Here is a 16,513-nt window from a genome sequence, read left to right as displayed (position 1 = left end):
GGATCAGTCAGATCACTTCTCGATGACGGCGAGGACGTCGCGGGCGGAGAGCACCAGGTACTCCTCGCCGGCGTACTTGACCTCGGTGCCGCCGTACTTCGAGTAGATGACCGTGTCGCCGACCTTCACGTCAACCGGGATCCGGTTGCCGTCGTCGTCGAAACGGCCGGGGCCGACAGCGAGGACGGTGCCCTCCTGCGGCTTCTCCTTGGCGGTGTCGGGAATCACGATGCCCGACGCCGTGGTCGTCTCAGCCTCGTTCGCCTGGACCAGGATCCGGTCCTCGAGCGGCTTGATCGCAACCTTGGTCGCGGTAGTCACGGGCATACCCTCCTGGGGTACTGGTTTCTGTGCCGGCCGGCGAGCCGACCAGCGTCAATCTGCCACATGCCACCGGGCGGGTCCGTCGTCGCGGGTGCCGGTCCGCCTGGCGTTCAGCTCCCGGACAACGGCCCGAAAGCTGGCACCCTCGGTTTGAGAGTGCTAACCGCAGGTTATGCCGACGGCTAGCACTCCGTCAAGGAGAGTGCCAACCCGACACGCCCGTGACCGGCCCCGGTGGGCACAATGCTCCGGTGGATTCCGAGCAGCTCGCCGCGCTGCGTACCCCGGACGGGGAAACCGCGCTGGCCACCGCCGCCGAGCTGGCCGGCGGCGACCCGCTGGGCGCGGCCGCCGCGCTGCGCTCGGCCGGGGTACCCCCGGGGCTGGCCGCCGCCGCGCTGACCCAGGCCGAGCTGCGGCGCCGGGCGACCGCCAAGTTCGGCCCGGCGGCGGCCGGGATGTTCTTCACCCGGGCCGGGCTGGAGCAGGCCACCCGGGCCGGGGTCGCGGCCCGGCGGGCCGCCCGGCTACGCGCCGCCGGAGTGGCCACCCTGGTCGACCTCGGCTGCGGTCTCGGCGCCGACGCGCTCGCCGCCGCCCGGGCCGGCATCCGGGTGTACGGCGTGGAGGCCGACCCGGTCACCGCGGCGATGGCCGCCGCGAACGCCGAGGCGGCCGGGGTGGCCGACCGGTTCACCGTGACCGTCGGCGACGCGACCCGGTTCGACGTCACCGCCGTCGCCGACCCGGTCGACGCGGTCTTCTGCGACCCGGCCCGGCGCCGGGCCGGCACCGGCCGGCGGATCTTCGACCCGGCCGCCTACTCCCCGCCCTGGGACTTCCTGCTCGGCCTGGCCGACCGGGTCCCCCGGACGGTCTTCAAGGTCGCGCCCGGGATCGACCACCGGCTGCTGCCGGCGGGCGCCGAGGGCGAGTGGGTCAGCGTCGACGGCGACCTGGTCGAGGCGACCGTCTGGTCCGGACCGCTCGCCGCCGCACCCCGCCGGGCCACCCTGCTGGCCGGGACGGCGGTGCGGGAACTGACCGGCGACGGGACCCGCCGGGCCCCGGTCGGTCCGGTCCGGCGCTACCTCTACGACCCGGACCCGGCGGTGGTCCGGGCGCACCTGGTCGCCGAGTTCGCCGGTACGGTCGACGGCACCCTCGCCGACCCCGAGATCGCGTACGTCTACGCCGACACCGCCCGGCCCACCCCGTACGCCCGCTGCCTGGAGGTGCTCGAGTCGCTGCCCTTCTCGCTGAAGCGGCTGCGGGCCCGGCTGCGCGACCTCGACGTCGGGCGGGCGGAGATCCTGAAGCGGGGTTCGGCGCTGGAGCCGGAGCGGCTCCGTCGCGACCTGCGGCTGACCGGTAGCGAGCCGGTGAGCCTGGTGCTGACCCGGGTCGCCGACGCTCCCACGGTGCTGCTCTGCCGTCCGGTGCCGGCCCCGGAGCGGTCCGCGTCGCCCGGGTAGTGTGCTCAGGCGTGGCGGGCAGGGGCACACCGGCGACCGCGCTGCTGACGCGGCAGCGGATTCCGCACACGCTGCACCCGTACGACGTCGCGCCGGAGACGCCGAACTACGGCGCCGAGGTGGCGGCGGCGCTCGGCGTACCGCCGGAGCGGGTCTTCAAGTCGCTGGTCGCCAGCGTCGACGGGGTGCTGACCGTGGCGGTGGTACCGGTCACCGGCGAACTCGACCTGAAGACGCTGGCGACGGCGGTGGGTGGCAAGCGGGCGACACTGGCCGACCGGACGCTGGCCGAGCGGACCACCGGCTACGTCCGGGGCGGGATCAGTCCGTTGGGGCAGCGCAGGGCGCTGCGTACCGTGGTCGACGCCTCCGCCGAGCGCTTCCCCACCATCTACGTCTCGGCGGGCCGCCGGGGGTTGCAACTCGAACTCGCCCCGGCCGACCTGATCCGGCTCACCTCGGCCACCACCGCCCCGGTCGCCGCGCCCTGATCCGCGGCTCGGCCGCGCGGTGCGGTCGCCGCACGCGTGCCGGCACAGGAACGATCATTTCCGGCGTATCGCCACGGGCCGATCCCGGGATTTCGGTCACGTTGCCGAATTGTTATCGCGAACAACAAACTCATGGCCTCGGTGACCTTGCCCCGAGGAGTCTTCGCGCAATACGTTGCCGGACACAACAAAAGTGAGGCGGGCGGTCGCCGCAGCCCACCGACGCCCCGCCGGAGCACGACCCGGCGGAGCCGCTTTCCAGGCAGCCCAACGGGGGGAGGCCACCGGGGCGCACGGCGACCGTCCAGGCGTACCACCGCTGGAACCCGAGACACCACACCCACCCCGAAAGGACCCGTGCAATGCGCAGAGGGATCCTCACCATCGCCGCCGTGGGCCTGCTGACCACGGGCGGGCTCGCCGCCTGCGGCGACGATTCCGGCGACGGCAGCGGTAGCACCGCCGAGCGGAAGCCGAAGATCGGCGTCATCCTTCCGGACAGCGCCTCCTCGGTCCGCTGGGAGACCGCGGACCGCAAATACCTGGAGGCGGCGTTCAAGGCCGCCGGCGTCGAGTCCACCATCCAGAACGCCCAGGGCGACAAGGCGCAGTTCCAGACCATCGCCGACCAGATGATGACCGAGGGCGTCAACGTCCTGATGATCGTCAACCTGGACTCCGGCACCGGCAAGGCGGTGCTGGACAAGGCCAAGAGCCAGGGCGTACTCACCATCGACTACGACCGGCTGACCCTCGGCGGCTCGGCCGAGTACTACGTCAGCTTCGACAACGAGGCCGTCGGCAAGCTCCAGGGCGAGGGTCTCGTCAAGTGCCTGACCGACAAGGGTGCCAAGAACCCGGTCATCGCCGAGCTGAACGGCTCGGAGACCGACAACAACGCCACGCTCTTCAAGAACGGCTACGACGGCGTGCTGAAGGCCAAGTACGACTCCAAGGAGTACGTCAAGGGCCCCGACCAGTGGGTACCCGCCTGGGACAACGCCCAGGCCGGCACGATCTTCGAGCAGATGATGACCCAGCAGAACGGCAAGATCGACGGCGTACTGGCCGCGAACGACGGGCTCGGCAACGCGGTCATCTCAGTGCTGAAGCGGAACAAGCTCAACGGCAAGGTCCCGGTGACCGGCCAGGACGCCACCGTGCAGGGCCTGCAGAACATTCTCGTCGGTGACCAGTGCATGACCGTCTACAAGGCGGTCAAGAAGGAGGCCGACGCGGCCGCCGAACTGGCGATCGCGCTGGCCAAGGGCGAGAAGAAGGCCGCACCCACCACGGTCCGGGACCCGGAGGGCAACCGGGACGTGCCGGCCGTGCTGCTGGAGCCGAAGGCCATCTACAAGGAGAACGTCAAGGACGTCGTCGCCGACGGCTACGTCACCAAGGAAGAACTCTGCAAGGACGCGTTCGCCGCCGCCTGCACCGAGGCCGGCGTGAGCTGACCGTACGACGGCTGCGGCTCGACTGCCCCGCCGAGACGCCGCCCGGTACGGAACCATCCGTACCGGGCGGCGTCCTCGCCGCTCAGAAGAACTGGACCGGATCCGTGATCGGACACCCCGCGATCGGCACCCGCCACCGGACACCCGCGTAAAGGAGACCAACCCGTGTCCGCGACACCCCTGCTGGAGCTGCGCGGGATCGACAAGAGTTTCGGTCCCGTCCAGGTCCTCCGCGACGTCGACCTGTCGGTCAACCCCGGCGAGGTGACGGCACTCGTCGGCGACAACGGCGCCGGCAAGTCCACCCTCGTCAAGTGCGTCGCCGGCATCCACTCGGCCGACGGCGGCGAGATCCTCTTCGAGGGCCGACCGGTGCACATCCACAACCCCCGGGACGCCGCCATCCTCGGCATCGAGGTCGTCTACCAGGACCTCGCGCTCTGCGACAACCTCGACATCGTGCAGAACATGTTCCTCGGCCGGGAGAAGCGCAGCGGCATCGTCCTCGACGAGCCCACGATGGAGCAGATGGCCGCCGAGACCCTGGCCGGGCTCTCCGTGCGGACCGTGAAGTCGCTGCGGCAGCACGTCTCCAGCCTCTCCGGCGGGCAGCGGCAGACCGTGGCGATCGCCAAGGCCGTGCTCTGGAACAGCCGGGTCGTCATCCTCGACGAGCCGACCGCCGCGCTGGGCGTGGCGCAGACCGCCCAGGTGCTCGAGCTGGTCCGCCGGCTGGCCGACAACGGTCTCGCCGTCGTGCTCATCTCGCACAACATGAACGACGTCTTCGCCGTCTCCGACCAGATCGCCATGCTCTATCTCGGGCAGATGGTCGCGCAGCTGCGGACCAGCGACGTCACGCACGCCCAGGTGGTCGAACTGATCACCGCCGGGCGCAGCGGCGGCCTCGGGCTGACCGGCGAGAACGGCAACGGCAACGGCAAGCACGACACCCCACCCAGCACCGAGACGACGACCGCAGGAGTCGACAGATGAGCGCCGCCCCTCCCACCACCGTGGTGCCGCCGGTCGAGGTGCCGGCCGCGCCGGTGCCCACGGTCGGCAGCCACTTCCGGGACTACCTGGCCCGGGTACGCGGCGGCGACATGGGCGCGCTGCCGGCCGTACTCGGTGTCATCGTGCTCTGCGTCGTCTTCGCCGCGCTGCGCCCCAACTTCATGACCGAGGGGAACTTCGCCAACCTCTTCACCCAGGGCGCGGCGGTGACACTGATCGCGATGGGGCTGGTCTTCGTCCTGCTGCTCGGCGAGATCGACCTCTCCGCCGGCTTCGCCAGCGGGGTCTGCGCGGCCGTGCTGGCCCAGCTCGTCACGCTCCAGGGCTATCCCTGGTACGTCGCGGTCGCCGCCGCGCTCGTCACCGGCGTGGTGATCGGGCTGGTGATCGGCTTCCTGGTGGCCAAGGTCGGCATCCCGTCCTTCGTGGTCACCCTCGCGGCGTTCCTCGCCTTCCAGGGCATCGTGCTGCTGCTGATCAAGGGCGGCACCAACGTCTCCGTCCGGGACGAGGTGCTGGTGGCGATCGCCAACCGGAACATGCCGCCCTGGCTCGGCTGGGCGCTGACCCTGCTCGGCGTGGCCGGCTACGCCGCCGTGCAACTGATCCGGCACCGCAAGCGCAGCGCGCTCGGGCTGGTCACCGAGCCGCTCGCCGTGGTGCTGATCCGGATCGGGTCGCTGGCGGTGATCACCGGTACCGCCGTCTACCTGCTGAACCTGGAGCGCAGCCGCAACGTGCTCGTCTCGCTCAAGGGCGTACCGATCGTGGTGCCGATCATCGTCATCCTGCTGGTCGTGCTCACCTTCGTACTGCAACGCACCGCGTACGGCCGGCACGTCTACGCGGTCGGCGGCAACCGGGAGGCGGCCCGGCGGGCCGGCATCAACGTCGACCGGATCCGGATCTCGGTCTTCGTGATCTGCTCCTCGATGGCGGCGGTCGGCGGCATCGTGGCGGCCAGCCGGGCCACCTCGGTCGACGCCAACACCGGGGGCAGCAAGGTCCTGCTCTACGCGGTCGGCGCGGCGGTGATCGGCGGCACCAGCCTCTTCGGCGGCAAGGGCCGGATCGTGGACGCGGTGCTCGGCGGCGCGGTGATCGCGGTCATCGACAACGGGATGGGGCTGCTCGGCCGCAGCTCCGGCTTCACCTTCGTGGTGACCGGACTGGTGCTGCTGCTCGCGGCCAGTGTGGACGCTCTCTCCCGACGTCGGGCCGCAGCGACCGGTAACCGATAAGGGGCACGATGCGCGCGGGGCCGAGCCAGGAGGAGATTCGCCGGCAGAATCTCGGCGCGCTGCTGCGGTACGTGCACATCCACGGCGCCACCTCCCGGGCGGAGCTGACCACCTCCCTCGGGCTGAACCGGAGCACCATCGGCGCGCTCACCGCCGAACTCGCCGCCGCCGGGCTGGTCAGCGAACGGGCACCCCGGGAGACCGGGCGGGCCGGACGGCCGTCGCTGGTCGTCCGGCCCGAGTCGGGGCGGGTCTTCGCGTACGCGTACAGCATCGAGGTGGACCGGCTGCGGGCCGCCCGGATCGGGCTCGGCGGGGTCGTACTGGACCGTCGGCAGGCCGAGCGGCCGCCGGGGCTGCCAGCGGTGGAGAGCCTGCCGCTGCTGGCCGGCTTCGTGAAGGAGATGCACCAGGCGGTACCGGACGGCTCGGTCTACGTCGGCAGCGGGGCGGCGGTCTGCGGCCGGTTGCGCCGCCCGGACGACGCGGTGCACATCCGGCCGGAGCGTGGCGCCTGGGCCGGCGGTGGCGAGCTGGACGAGCCGCTGGCCGAGGCGCTCGGCGAGCTGCTGCCGCAGGAGCGCCCGGTGCTGGTCAGCAACGCCGCCGACGCCAGCGCGGTCGCCGAGCACGCCCGGGGTGCGGCCAGCGGCTACGACGACGTCATCTACCTGCACCGGGACGTCGGCATCGACGCCGGGATCATCGTCGGCGGGCGGCGGCTGACCGGGCAGGGCGGTTACGCCGGCGAGGTCGGGCACATGGTGGTGAACCCCGGCGGAAGCCCGTGCGGCTGCGGCTCGTACGGCTGCTGGGAGACCGAGATCGGCGAGTACGCCCTGCTGTTGGCGGCCGGCCGGGGCGACGCCGTGGGCCGGGAGGCAGCCCTGCGGGTGGTCGACGCGGCGGCCCGGGGCGACGCGAACGCCCAGGCGGCGGTCCGGCAGGTCGGCGACTGGCTCGGGTTCGGCGTGGCGAACCTGATCAACATCTTCAACCCGGGTGTGGTCATCTTCGGCGGCACCCTCCGGGACGTCTACCTCGCGGCGGCGGCCCGGGTGCGCAGCCGGCTCAACTCGCTGGCCCTGCCCACCCCGCGCGAGCAGGTGCGTTTGCGTACCCCGCAACTGGGCGAGGACGCCGCGCTGGTCGGTGCCGCGGAGCTGGCCTTCGAGCACCTGCTCGCCGACCCGCTCGACGCGGGCTGACCGGACACCGGGGCGTACGCTGTCCGGCGTGGACGGGCAACTGCGCGCCTCCGACTCGGATCGGCAACGGGTGGTCGCCGACCTGCAACGGCACACCGAGCAGGGCAGGTTGAGCCTGGAGGAGTTCTCCGAGCGGGTCGGCGCGGTCTACACCGCCCGTACCCTCGGGGAGCTGGCCATCGTCACCCGGGACCTGCCGGCGGCGCCGGCCGTCCCCGAAGCGGTCGGCGGCGGCGGCACCGGAAGCCGGCGGGAGCTGCTGATCGTCTTCGCCGTCGCCGTCGTCACCCTGCTGCTGCTGGTGGCCATCATGGAGATCACCCGCTGAGCGTTTTGTCCGCTGCCGGGCCCGGGCGTCACGTTCCACCCCGCCCGGCGGGCCGCCGAAGGCGTTCTTCCCCACATGCGGTTGCCCGGACCGATCGGGCACCCTTGGATGGCCCTGGTTGGTTCGGGTTGTCAACAACCTGGTTCGGTCATTGGAGAAGGCTGCCATGAGCACGTTCGAGATCTGTGTCGACAGCGTCGAGGGGACGCTGGCGGCGGAGCGGGCCGGCGCCGACCGGGTGGAACTCTGCGCGGGACTGTTCGAGGGCGGGTTGACCCCCAGCATCGGCACCGTCGAGCTGGCCCTGCGGCACGCGGAGCGGATCCGGGTGCACGTGCTGGTACGGCCCCGGGGCGGGGACTTCATCTACTCCCCGTACGAGGTCGACGCGATGGTCCGCGACGTGCAGGCGGCGGTGACGGTGGGCGCGCACGGCGTCGTGATCGGTGCGCTGACCCCGGAGGGCGACCTCGACCTGCCGACCATGCGGCGGCTGCTCGCGGCCTCCGACGGGGCGAGCGTCACCTTCCACCGGGCCTTCGACATGGTCCGGGACCCGTTCGAGGCGCTGGAGCAGCTGATCGAGCTGGGCATCCCCCGGGTGCTGACCTCGGGTCAGGAGGAGACCGCGCTGGCCGGCGCTCCGCTCATCGCCGACCTGGTCGGCAAGGCCGCCGGCCGGATCGCGGTGATGGCCGGCGGCGGGATCAACGAGCGGAACATCGCCCGGATCGTCGCCGCCACCGGCGCGGACGAATACCACTTCACCGCCCGGGTCAGCTCGGACGGTCCGGCGGTCCACCGCAACCCGGTACCCCGGATGGGTGGCGTGCTGAGCCGCCCGGAGTACCAGCGCTCGGAGACCTCGCCGGAGCGGATCGGCCAGATCATCGGCGCGATGCGTCAGTAAGCTCCGATTCGGCCGGCGTCGTCGACGTCGGCGGGGCCGGCTCGGTCGGCGGGGCCGGTGGCCGGTCGAGCCCGCGCCAGACCGGCATCACGAACGGCAGGAGCGTGACCAGCAGGTACGCCACCGCGAACACCAGGCAGGCGACCGGCAGCCGCAGCTCCTGCACGGCGAGCCCGCCGAGCAACCCGCCGAGCGGGATGCCGGCCCAGGCCGCCGCGTGCACCAGCCCGAGCACCCGGGCCCGGAGCCGCTCCGGAATCCGTTCGAAGCTCACCGCGCCCAGGATCGGGTTGACGGCCGCGATGGAGACCCCGGCGACGAACGAGATCAGATAGATCACCCAGAGCCGGTCCAGCAGGGCCAGCGCGACGAACCGGGGTGCCCCGGCGAGGAGGAAGCCGACCGCGAAGACGGCGAACCTCGGCACCCGGTGCGCCACGACGGTGAAGACGACGTTGCCCAGCACCGCACCCAGGGCGAAGCTCGCGGTGAGCAGGCCGAGCGCCGTCGACGACCGGACCACCTCGCTGGCCCAGACCGGGGTGAGCACCGAGGTGTACGCCGCGTCGGCCAGGTTGGTGACGAGCAGCATCAGCACGATGCCGTGCACCAGCCGGTCGCGCCGCAGATAACGCAGGCCGCCGCGCAGCGCGCTCAGGTAGGACTCCTGCCCGCCGTCCTCCACCGTGGCCTGTTCCACTGTGGTCGCTGCTGTCCTGTCGGCACGGTTCCGGGCGGGTACGGCGGCGCCGAGCACCGCCGCCGAGAGCAGGAAGGTCACCGCGTCGAGGAGCAGCACCAGCGGGGCGTCGAGGGTGGCGATCAGCAGTCCGGCCAGGGGCGCGCCGAGCAGGGTACCGAGCCGGCTGAGCCCGTCGTGCAGGCTCGTCGCCCGGGTCATCGGGATCTCCGCCGCCGCGACCGTATCCGGGAAGACCACCCGCTTGGCGGTGTCGCCGAACCCGCGCAGCAGCCCGGCCGCGGCAACGAGGCCGAGGAGCGTGCCGAAGTCGAGCGCGCCGGCCAGGTGCAGCAGCGGTACGGCGGCCACCGCCACCGCGCTGCCCAGGTCGGCGACGATGCTGGTCCGGCGGGCGCCGATCCGGTCGATCAGCGGGCCGCCCAGGGCGCAGGCCAGCACGTACGGCAGCATCTCGGCGAACGCCACCAGGCCGGTCCTGGCGGCGCTGCCGGTGACCAGCAGCGCGAACCAGGGCAGCGCCACCATGCTCATCCGGCTGCCGACCAGGGAGATTCCCTCGGCGACCAGCAGTCCGACCAGTGGCCGGCGGTTGCGCGCCATCAGTCCGCCGACTCCTGCGCCCGGTCGTCCTCCGTCGGGCGGTCGTCCTCCGGCCGGCGGTCGTGGTCGCGCCGGACGAAGGGGAGCAACTGCGCCTGCACCACGAAGGGCTCGGCGTCGTCGGGCGCCGCCACGCCGGGCTCGTCGGGGCGGTACCGCCCGATCAGCTCGGTCAGCGCGTCGGAGAACTCCCGCGCCTCGGCCGGGGTCAACCGGAGCTGCCAGTTGCTCAGCGTGGACGTCCCCTCCCACTCCGCCGGCAGGTTGGTCAACTCGTTCAGCCACCGGTCGACCCGTTCGGCGTAGAGCGCGGCGACGGATCGCAGGTACGTCTCGACGTCGGGGAGCGCCTCCCGGCCGACCTCGCTGTCGAGTCGGGTGTTCCGGTGGGCGGCCCGCCACCACCGTTCCCGCCCGGCGCCGCGCCCGGGTTCCTCGACCACGAAGCCGTACTGGGCGAGCTGCCGCAGGTGGTAGCTGGTGGCCCCGGTGGACTGGTTGAGCCGCTCGGCGAGCAGGGTGGCCGTGGCGGGACCGTGCTCGCGCAGCGTGTTGAGCATCCGGACCCGCAGCGGGTGGGCGAGGCCGCGCAGCGAGGTCGGGTTCAGCCGGACTTCATCCGCAGACATGTTTGCAACGCTATGCTTGCAAAGAACTCTTTGCAAGCGGTCGAGCTGGACCCGCTCAGGCGCGGTCGCCGTGCCAGGAGCGCCAGAGGGCGGCGTACGAGCCACCGGCGGCGACCAGTTCGGCGTGCGGACCCAGCTCGGTGATCCGGCCCTCCTCCACCACGGCGACCCGGTCGGCGTCGTGCGCGGAGTGCAGCCGGTGCGCGATCGCGATCACCGTACGGCCGCGCAGCACGGCGGCCAGCGAACGCTCCAGGTGCCGGGCCGCCCGAGGGTCGAGCAGCGAGGTGGCCTCGTCGAGTACCAGGGTGTGCGGGTCGGCGAGCACCAGCCGGGCGAGCGCAAGCTGCTGGGCCTGGGCGGCGTGCAGCGGATGGCCGCCCGGGCCGACCACGGTCTCCAGCCCGGCCGGAAGCTGCTCCGCCCAGTCCAGCGCGTCGACGGCGGCGAGCGCGGCACGTATCCGGTCGTCGTCGGCGTCCGGCCGGACCATGCTGAGGTTGTCCCGTAGCGTACCGAGGAAGACGTGGTGCTCCTGCGTCACCAGCGCGACCTCGGTCCGGAGGTCGGCCAGCGGCAGGTCGGCGAGCGGGACGCCGCCCACGGTGACCGAACCGCTTCCCGGCTGGTGGATCCCGGCGAGCAGCCGACCCAGCGTCGACTTCCCGGCCCCGGACGGACCCACCATGGCCAGCCGCTCCCCCGGGGCCAGGGCGAGGCTGACGCCGTGCAGCACGTCCCGCCCCGGCTGGTAGGCGTACCGCACGTCGTCGACGACGAGCCGCTGGTCAGTCGGCCGGGCCGTCGTGGCCGTACCGCCGGCCGGACCGTCCCCGGGACCTTGGGCCACGCCGAGCAGCCGGGCCAGCGACGCGCCGCCGACCTGCACCTCGTCCAGCCAGGAGAGCAGCCGGTCGACCGGGTCCATCAACTGCTGCACGTAGAGGGTGGCCGCGGTGACCTCGCCGAGCGTCACCCAGCCCTCGACGTAGAACCAGCCGCCGAACACCAGGGTCGCGACCACCGGCACCACGTAGCCGGTCTCGGCCAGCGGAAAGAAGACGGTACGCAGGAAGAGGGTGTAGCGCTCGGCCGCGTACGACCGGCGGATGTCGGCGTCGGTACGGGCCCGGCGCCGGGCCCGCTGCCGGAGCGCCTCGGTGGTCCGGGACCCCTCCACGGTCTCGCTGATCCCGTCGGTGATGTCGGAGTAGGCGGCGTTCTCGGCGAGATAGCCGGGCCCGGCCCGGCGCAGGTACCAGCGGGTGGCCGGGACCAGGATCGGCGCCGCGACCAGGGCGGGCAGGATCAGCAGCGGGTCGGTCAGCAGCACCGCGCCGACCACGGCGCAGACCGTGACGACGGCGATCAGCGTCTCCGGCACGGCGAACCGGACCGACCGGGACAGCGCGGCGACGTCCCGGCTGCTCCGGGTCAGCAGGTCGCCGGTGCCGGCCCGCTCCACGGTGGAGAGCGGGATGGCCAGGATCCGGTCGACGAACTCCTCCCGCAGCTCGGCGAGGACCCGCTCGCCGAGCCGGGCCGAGGCGAAGTGGGCGAACCGGACCAGCACCGCCTGCGCCAGCACGAACCCGGCGATCGCCAGCGCGATCCGGTCGACGGTCACCGTGCTGGTGCCCTGGGAGATCGCCTCGACCAGGTCACCGAGGAGGCGCGGCGCGGCCAGGCCGGTGATCGCGGCGAGCGCGTGCAGCCCGAGCGCACCGGCCAGCGCGCGGGGATGCCGGCGGACCAGGCCGCGGGCGTACCGCCGCACCTGCGCCGGGTCGGCGATCGGCAGCGAGTCGCCGGCTGTCATCTCAGTCCTCCTCGGTGCGGGTCACGACGGCGGCGTACCGCGGCTCGGTGTCGAGCAGTTCGCGGTGCCTGCCCTCGGCGACGGCCTTGCCGTCGGAGACGAGCACCACGTGGTCGGCCCGGTCCAGCACCAGTGGGCTGGTGGTGCAGACCAGGGTGGTCCGGCCGCGCCGGGCCGGGCCGAGCCGGTCGGCGATCCGCGCCTCGGTGTGCGCGTCGACCGCGCTGGTCGGCTCGACCAGGATGAGGATCTCCGGGTCGGCGACCAGGGCCCGGACCAGCCGCAGCCGCTGCTGCTGGCCGCCGGAGAACTCCCGGCCCCGCTCGGCGACCCGGCCGGCCAGCCCGCCGGGCAGCGCCGCCACGATGTCGGTGGCGCTCGCCGCGTCCAGCGCCGCCACGATGGTCGCGTCGTCGGCCCGGTCGTGCGGGTCCAGCTCCGCCCGGAGCGGCCCGGAAAAGAGCCGCCCGTCGTTGTCGGCCACCATGATCCGGCGCCGGACCGTGGCCAGCGCCAGGTTCCGCAGGGGTACGCCGCGCAGCGTCGCCTCGCTGTCGACGTACCGGCCGAGCCGGTCGGCGATGGCGACCGCGTCCTGCGGCGCGGCGGCGGCGAGCGCGGTCAGCCGACCGGGCCGCACCGTCACCCCGGACTCGACGTCGACCAGCTCACCGGGGCCGTCGGGCAGCTCGACGGGATGCTCGGGATCGGTGATCTCCGGTCGCAGGTCGAGCATGGAGACGACCCGACGGGCCGAGACGTGCCCCCGGGTGATCCGGTCGATCAGCTCGGTCAGCATCCGCAGTGGACCGATCAGGAAGACGGTGTAGCCGTAGAAGGAGACGAGCTGCCCGACGGTGATCTCGCCCCGAAGGGCGAACCGGGCGCCGAGCCAGGTGACCAGCACCAGGAAGATGCCGGGTATCAGCACCTGGGTGGCCTCCAGCAGCGCCTCCACCCGGGCCACCCGTACGCCGCCGTGCCGCAGCGCCTGCGACTCCGCCCGGTAGCGTGCCGAGAAGACCGCTTCGCCGCCGACGCCGCGCAGCACCCGCAGCCCGGCGACGATGTCGCTGGCCCGGGTGGTCAGGGTCGCCTGCTGGTCCCGGTACGCCTCCTGCCGGCGGTGCAGTGGCCGGATGAGGATGGCGACCACACCCATCAGCACCGGTACCCCGAGCACCACCACGAGGCCGAGCGGGACCGAGGTGGCGAGCAGGATCACCGTGATGGTGAGCACCGCGAAGAGCGAGCCGGTGCCCCGGGAGAGGATGTCGAGCGCCCCGCCGATGTGGTTGATGTCGGCGGTGCCGATGCTGACCACCTCACCGGCGGCGAGCCGCCTGGGCAGGGTCGCGCCGAGCCGGTTGGCGTGGTCGACGGTGATCTGCACCGTCCGGTACGCCCCGGCCAGCCAGTTGAAGGTGGCGTACCGGTGCCGGATGATCCCGACGACCGCCTGGGCCACGCCGAGGGAGAGCAGCAGCATCCCCCACCGCACCAGCGCGTCGGTGTCCCGGGCGATGAGGCCGGCGTCGATCGCCCTGCCCAGCACGGCCGGCATCAGGGCCTGGCCGACGAAGGCGACCACGGCCAGTCCCATCCCCCAGGCGAGGGTGGGCCAGATCCGGGCGGCTAGCCAGAGCAGGAACCTGGTCGCCGAACGCCGGTCGGGCACGCCCGGATCGGGGACGGGTAGGGAGCGCACCACGGTGACGCTATGGAACCAGTCGCCACGATCGCCACGGGTTTTCCGCAGTCGCGGTTCAGCGGTCGACCTGGGTGAAGTCCCAGACGTGTGGGGTACGAGCGAGCATCCGGGCCGGCGGGTCGGGCAGCGAGACCGGGTTGGCCCGCCACTTGGAGATGACCACCACCCGGTTGTCTGTGGAGGAGAAGACCTCGCTGGAGATGTGCATCGGGTCGTGTTCCAGCTCGGGCAGCGCCGTGTCGCAGACCCAGGAGAGCAGGTCGGCGAAACCGGCCCGCTCGGCGCGTACCTCCCACATCCGAACGATCACGTCGCCCGTCACTCTCCCCACTACACGCTGACGATCGTGAGCGGCATCGCGGAATCGGCCGGCAGGTCCAGCCGGCTCGGGGCCACCCCGGCGGCCACCAGGTGGGAGCCGAGCGCCGCGACCATCGCTCCGTTGTCGGTGCAGAGCTTCGGCCGGGGTACCCGGACCCGGATGCCGTGTTTCGCCGCCCGTTCCTCGGCCAGCGCCCGCAGCCGGGAGTTCGCCGCGACGCCGCCGCCGAGTACCAGCGTCTCGACGCCCCGGTCCCGGCAGGCCGCGATCGCCTTGCTGGTCAGTACGTCGCAGACCGCTTCCTGGAAGGACGCGGCCACGTCCGGTACCGGTACCGGCTCACCGGCCCGCTGCTTCGCCTCGACCCAGCGGGCGACCGCGGTCTTGAGGCCGGAGAAGGAGAAGTCGAACCGGTGCGCGGCGAGGTCCTTCGGCGCGGTCAGCCCGCGCGGGAAGGCGATCGCGTCCGGGGCGCCGGCCCGGGCCTCCCGGTCGATCGGCGGGCCGCCCGGGAAGGGCAGCCCGAGCAGTCGGGCCACCTTGTCGAACGCCTCTCCGGCGGCGTCGTCGATGGTGGCGCCGAGCGGGGTGACCCCGGTGGCCAGGTCGTCCACCAGCAGCAGCGAGGAGTGTCCGCCGGAGACCAGCAGCGCGATCGCCGGCTCGGGCAGCGGGCCGTGCTCCAGGGTGTCCACCGCGACGTGCGCGGCCAGGTGGTTCACCCCGTACACCGGCTTCTCGGCGGCCAGCGCGTAGCCCTTGGCGGCGGCCACCCCGACCAGCAGCGCACCGGCGAGCCCGGGGCCGGCGGTGACGGCGATCGCGTCGATGTCGGCCAGGGTCACCCCGGCGTCGTCCAGCGCGCGCCGCATGGTGGGCACGATCGCCTCCAGGTGGGCCCGGCTGGCCACCTCCGGCACCACCCCGCCGAACCGGGCGTGCTCGTCCACGCTGGACGCCAGCGCGTCGGCCAGCAGGGTGTGTCCGCGTACGACACCGACGCCGGTCTCGTCGCAGGACGTCTCGATCCCGAGGATCAGGGGTTCGTCAGCCATTGTTCGCCCGCTCCAGTTCGAGCTGCATCACCAGCGCGTCGGTGTTGCTCGGTTGGTAGTAGCCGCGCCGCACGCCGACCGGTTCGAAGCCGTACGTCGCGTAGAGACGCTGGGCCGGCGCGTTGTCCACCGCCACCTCCAGCAGCACCCGGCGTACGCCGTGCCGGTTCGCCTCGGCCAGCAGTTCGACCAGCAGCATCCGGCCGATGCCGGTGCGCTGGGCGTCCCGGCGTACCGCCACGTTCTGCACCCACGCCTCGTCCGGCGGGGCGACGGCGAGCCCCGCGTAGCCGACGAGCGCGTCGGTGGAGTCCAGCGCCGCGACGTAGTGGTGCCCGTTCGCCAGCTCGTTCCAGAACATCGCCGCCGACCACTGCTCGGCGCCGAAGAGGTCGGCCTCGATCAGCAGCGCCTCGGAGATGTGCCACCAGCGGAACGGGCTCAACCTGGTCACCGCGACGCTGCCCTCCCCGACCGCCGTCCTCACCGCAGGACCGGTTTGCGGCCGGTCGCCGCCACGGCGTCGGGCCGGCGCAGGTAGAGGGGCGTGAGCTGCTCACCGGGGGCGCCGGCCCGGACCCGCTCGGCCGCCAGCTCCGCCAGGGCGTACGGCGGGGGGTAGTCCAGGCCGGCTCGCGGCGGAAGTCCGAGGATGTCGGCGTACCGGCGGGATCCCTCGCCGACCGCGACCCGGACGCCGAGTTCCCGGGCCCGCTGCGCGACGGCGGCCGGGGTGTCGACCTCGGGCCCGGCCAGCCGCTCGCCGGCCAGGTCGTAGACGGCCCAGTAGATCTCCCGGCGGCGGGCGTCGGTGGCCACCAGCACCGGCCCGACCTCGGGGGCGGCGCCGGACCGGGGATGGGTCGCGGCCCGTCCGATGGCGTCGAGCGAGGGCACGCCGTAGGTGGGGATGCCCAGCACCTGTCCCATGCTGGCCGCGGTGACCAGACCGACCCGCAGCCCGGTGAACGGCCCGGGTCCGACCCCGGCCACCACGGCGGCCAGGTCGGCCGGCCGGGCGCCGGCCTCGGCGAGCACCTCGGAGACCTGCGGTGCGAGCAGTTCACCGTGGGCCCGGGCATCGACGACGCTGCGCTCGCCGCGCGGCGAGACCGCGTCGGCGGTGATCTCCGCCAGCGCGGCGGTCACCGCCGGGGTCGAGGAGTCCAACACGAGTACGAGCACATAGGCACCCTAACCGGGTGGTCGCCGGGGCCGGG

17 protein-coding genes are annotated in these 16,513 nt (G+C 73.0%); 8 read left to right on the top strand and 9 right to left on the bottom strand.

Annotated elements, in window-relative coordinates; translation table 11 throughout:
• Positions 1–12: 12 nt before the first annotated feature.
• Positions 13–327, bottom strand: a complete 315-nt coding sequence (groES, locus tag V1634_RS03305; protein WP_199187625.1) for a co-chaperone GroES — start codon at positions 325–327, stop codon at positions 13–15.
• A 248-nt stretch (positions 328–575) separates the two neighbouring features.
• Here groES and V1634_RS03300 point away from each other — a divergent pair, with 248 nt between their 5' ends.
• The 8 genes from V1634_RS03300 (at position 576) to V1634_RS03265 (ending at position 8,454) form a co-directional block, all read left to right on the top strand.
• Positions 576–1,799, top strand: coding sequence for a THUMP-like domain-containing protein (locus tag V1634_RS03300; RefSeq protein WP_331206229.1), 1,224 nt, complete (start codon positions 576–578; stop codon positions 1,797–1,799).
• Between the two features lie 11 nt (positions 1,800–1,810).
• On the top strand, positions 1,811–2,290 hold the full coding sequence (gene ybaK / locus V1634_RS03295) for a Cys-tRNA(Pro) deacylase (protein ID WP_331206228.1): 480 nt from the start codon (positions 1,811–1,813) through the stop codon (positions 2,288–2,290).
• 362 nt (positions 2,291–2,652) lie between these two features.
• The gene (locus V1634_RS03290) at positions 2,653–3,750 is read left to right on the top strand and encodes a sugar ABC transporter substrate-binding protein (RefSeq protein ID WP_331206227.1); all 1,098 of its coding nucleotides are present in this window, start codon (positions 2,653–2,655) and stop codon (positions 3,748–3,750) included.
• Positions 3,751–3,915: 165 nt separating this feature from the next.
• Positions 3,916–4,746 (top strand): ATP-binding cassette domain-containing protein, encoded by an 831-nt coding sequence (locus V1634_RS03285; RefSeq protein ID WP_331206226.1) that lies wholly within the window; start codon positions 3,916–3,918, stop codon positions 4,744–4,746.
• Positions 4,743–6,008, top strand: coding sequence for a sugar ABC transporter permease (locus V1634_RS03280; protein WP_331206225.1), 1,266 nt, complete (start codon positions 4,743–4,745; stop codon positions 6,006–6,008). Before V1634_RS03285 ends, V1634_RS03280 begins: the two co-directional genes overlap by 4 nt.
• 8 nt (positions 6,009–6,016) lie before the next feature.
• On the top strand, positions 6,017–7,216 hold the full coding sequence (locus V1634_RS03275) for an ROK family transcriptional regulator (protein WP_331206224.1): 1,200 nt from the start codon (positions 6,017–6,019) through the stop codon (positions 7,214–7,216).
• Between the two features lie 28 nt (positions 7,217–7,244).
• Positions 7,245–7,544 carry a DUF1707 SHOCT-like domain-containing protein gene (locus V1634_RS03270; protein WP_331206223.1) on the top strand — a complete coding sequence of 100 codons (300 nt, stop codon included), beginning with the start codon at positions 7,245–7,247 and terminating at the stop codon, positions 7,542–7,544.
• A gap of 166 nt (positions 7,545–7,710) precedes the next feature.
• Complete coding sequence (locus V1634_RS03265) at positions 7,711–8,454, top strand: copper homeostasis protein CutC (RefSeq protein WP_331206221.1); 744 nt, start codon at positions 7,711–7,713, stop codon at positions 8,452–8,454.
• Here the strand turns inward: V1634_RS03265 and V1634_RS03260 are convergent.
• Genes V1634_RS03260 through tsaB form a run of 8 tightly spaced genes read right to left on the bottom strand, consistent with a single transcriptional unit; the run spans position 8,432 to position 16,478 of the window.
• Positions 8,432–9,757 carry an MFS transporter gene (locus tag V1634_RS03260; RefSeq protein WP_331206220.1) on the bottom strand — a complete coding sequence of 442 codons (1,326 nt, stop codon included), beginning with the start codon at positions 9,755–9,757 and terminating at the stop codon, positions 8,432–8,434. The genes V1634_RS03265 and V1634_RS03260 overlap by 23 nt on opposite strands.
• Positions 9,757–10,386, bottom strand: coding sequence for a winged helix-turn-helix domain-containing protein (locus V1634_RS03255; protein WP_331206219.1), 630 nt, complete (start codon positions 10,384–10,386; stop codon positions 9,757–9,759). The genes V1634_RS03260 and V1634_RS03255 overlap by 1 nt, the downstream gene beginning before the upstream one ends.
• A gap of 55 nt (positions 10,387–10,441) precedes the next feature.
• Positions 10,442–12,205 (bottom strand): ABC transporter ATP-binding protein, encoded by a 1,764-nt coding sequence (locus V1634_RS03250; RefSeq protein ID WP_331206218.1) that lies wholly within the window; start codon positions 12,203–12,205, stop codon positions 10,442–10,444.
• A gap of 1 nt (position 12,206) precedes the next feature.
• Entirely contained in the window at positions 12,207–13,913 is a 1,707-nt protein-coding gene (locus tag V1634_RS03245; RefSeq protein ID WP_331206217.1) for an ABC transporter ATP-binding protein, read from the bottom strand.
• A gap of 58 nt (positions 13,914–13,971) precedes the next feature.
• Complete coding sequence (locus V1634_RS03240; protein WP_331206216.1) at positions 13,972–14,226, bottom strand: hypothetical protein; 255 nt, start codon at positions 14,224–14,226, stop codon at positions 13,972–13,974.
• Positions 14,227–14,246: 20 nt separating this feature from the next.
• On the bottom strand, positions 14,247–15,293 hold the full coding sequence (gene tsaD, locus V1634_RS03235; protein ID WP_331206215.1) for a tRNA (adenosine(37)-N6)-threonylcarbamoyltransferase complex transferase subunit TsaD: 1,047 nt from the start codon (positions 15,291–15,293) through the stop codon (positions 14,247–14,249).
• Complete coding sequence (rimI, locus tag V1634_RS03230; protein ID WP_331206214.1) at positions 15,286–15,780, bottom strand: ribosomal protein S18-alanine N-acetyltransferase; 495 nt, start codon at positions 15,778–15,780, stop codon at positions 15,286–15,288. The genes tsaD and rimI overlap by 8 nt, the downstream gene beginning before the upstream one ends.
• Positions 15,777–16,478 carry a tRNA (adenosine(37)-N6)-threonylcarbamoyltransferase complex dimerization subunit type 1 TsaB gene (gene tsaB / locus V1634_RS03225; RefSeq protein WP_331206213.1) on the bottom strand — a complete coding sequence of 234 codons (702 nt, stop codon included), beginning with the start codon at positions 16,476–16,478 and terminating at the stop codon, positions 15,777–15,779. Before tsaB ends, rimI begins: the two co-directional genes overlap by 4 nt.
• Between the last annotated feature and the right edge of the window lie 35 nt (positions 16,479–16,513).

This window comes from Plantactinospora veratri (genome assembly GCF_036421995.1).
GTDB lineage: Bacteria > Actinomycetota > Actinomycetes > Mycobacteriales > Micromonosporaceae > Plantactinospora > Plantactinospora veratri.
The sequence above is the reverse complement of the archived record's forward strand: the minus strand, read 5'-3'. Positions and strand labels throughout refer to the sequence as shown.

Excerpts from the sequence above, each read along its gene's own strand:
- groES (WP_199187625.1), bottom strand. The coding sequence starts at position 327 with ATGCCCGTGACTACCGCGACCAAGGTTGCGATCAAGCCGCTCGAGGAC.
- V1634_RS03290 (WP_331206227.1), top strand. The coding sequence starts at position 2,653 with ATGCGCAGAGGGATCCTCACCATCGCCGCCGTGGGCCTGCTGACCACG.
- V1634_RS03280 (WP_331206225.1), top strand. The coding sequence starts at position 4,743 with ATGAGCGCCGCCCCTCCCACCACCGTGGTGCCGCCGGTCGAGGTGCCG.
- V1634_RS03275 (WP_331206224.1), top strand. The coding sequence starts at position 6,017 with ATGCGCGCGGGGCCGAGCCAGGAGGAGATTCGCCGGCAGAATCTCGGC.
- V1634_RS03265 (WP_331206221.1), top strand. The coding sequence starts at position 7,711 with ATGAGCACGTTCGAGATCTGTGTCGACAGCGTCGAGGGGACGCTGGCG.
- V1634_RS03260 (WP_331206220.1), bottom strand. The coding sequence starts at position 9,757 with ATGGCGCGCAACCGCCGGCCACTGGTCGGACTGCTGGTCGCCGAGGGA.
- V1634_RS03255 (WP_331206219.1), bottom strand. The coding sequence starts at position 10,386 with ATGTCTGCGGATGAAGTCCGGCTGAACCCGACCTCGCTGCGCGGCCTC.
- V1634_RS03250 (WP_331206218.1), bottom strand. The coding sequence starts at position 12,205 with ATGACAGCCGGCGACTCGCTGCCGATCGCCGACCCGGCGCAGGTGCGG.
- tsaD (WP_331206215.1), bottom strand. The coding sequence starts at position 15,293 with ATGGCTGACGAACCCCTGATCCTCGGGATCGAGACGTCCTGCGACGAG.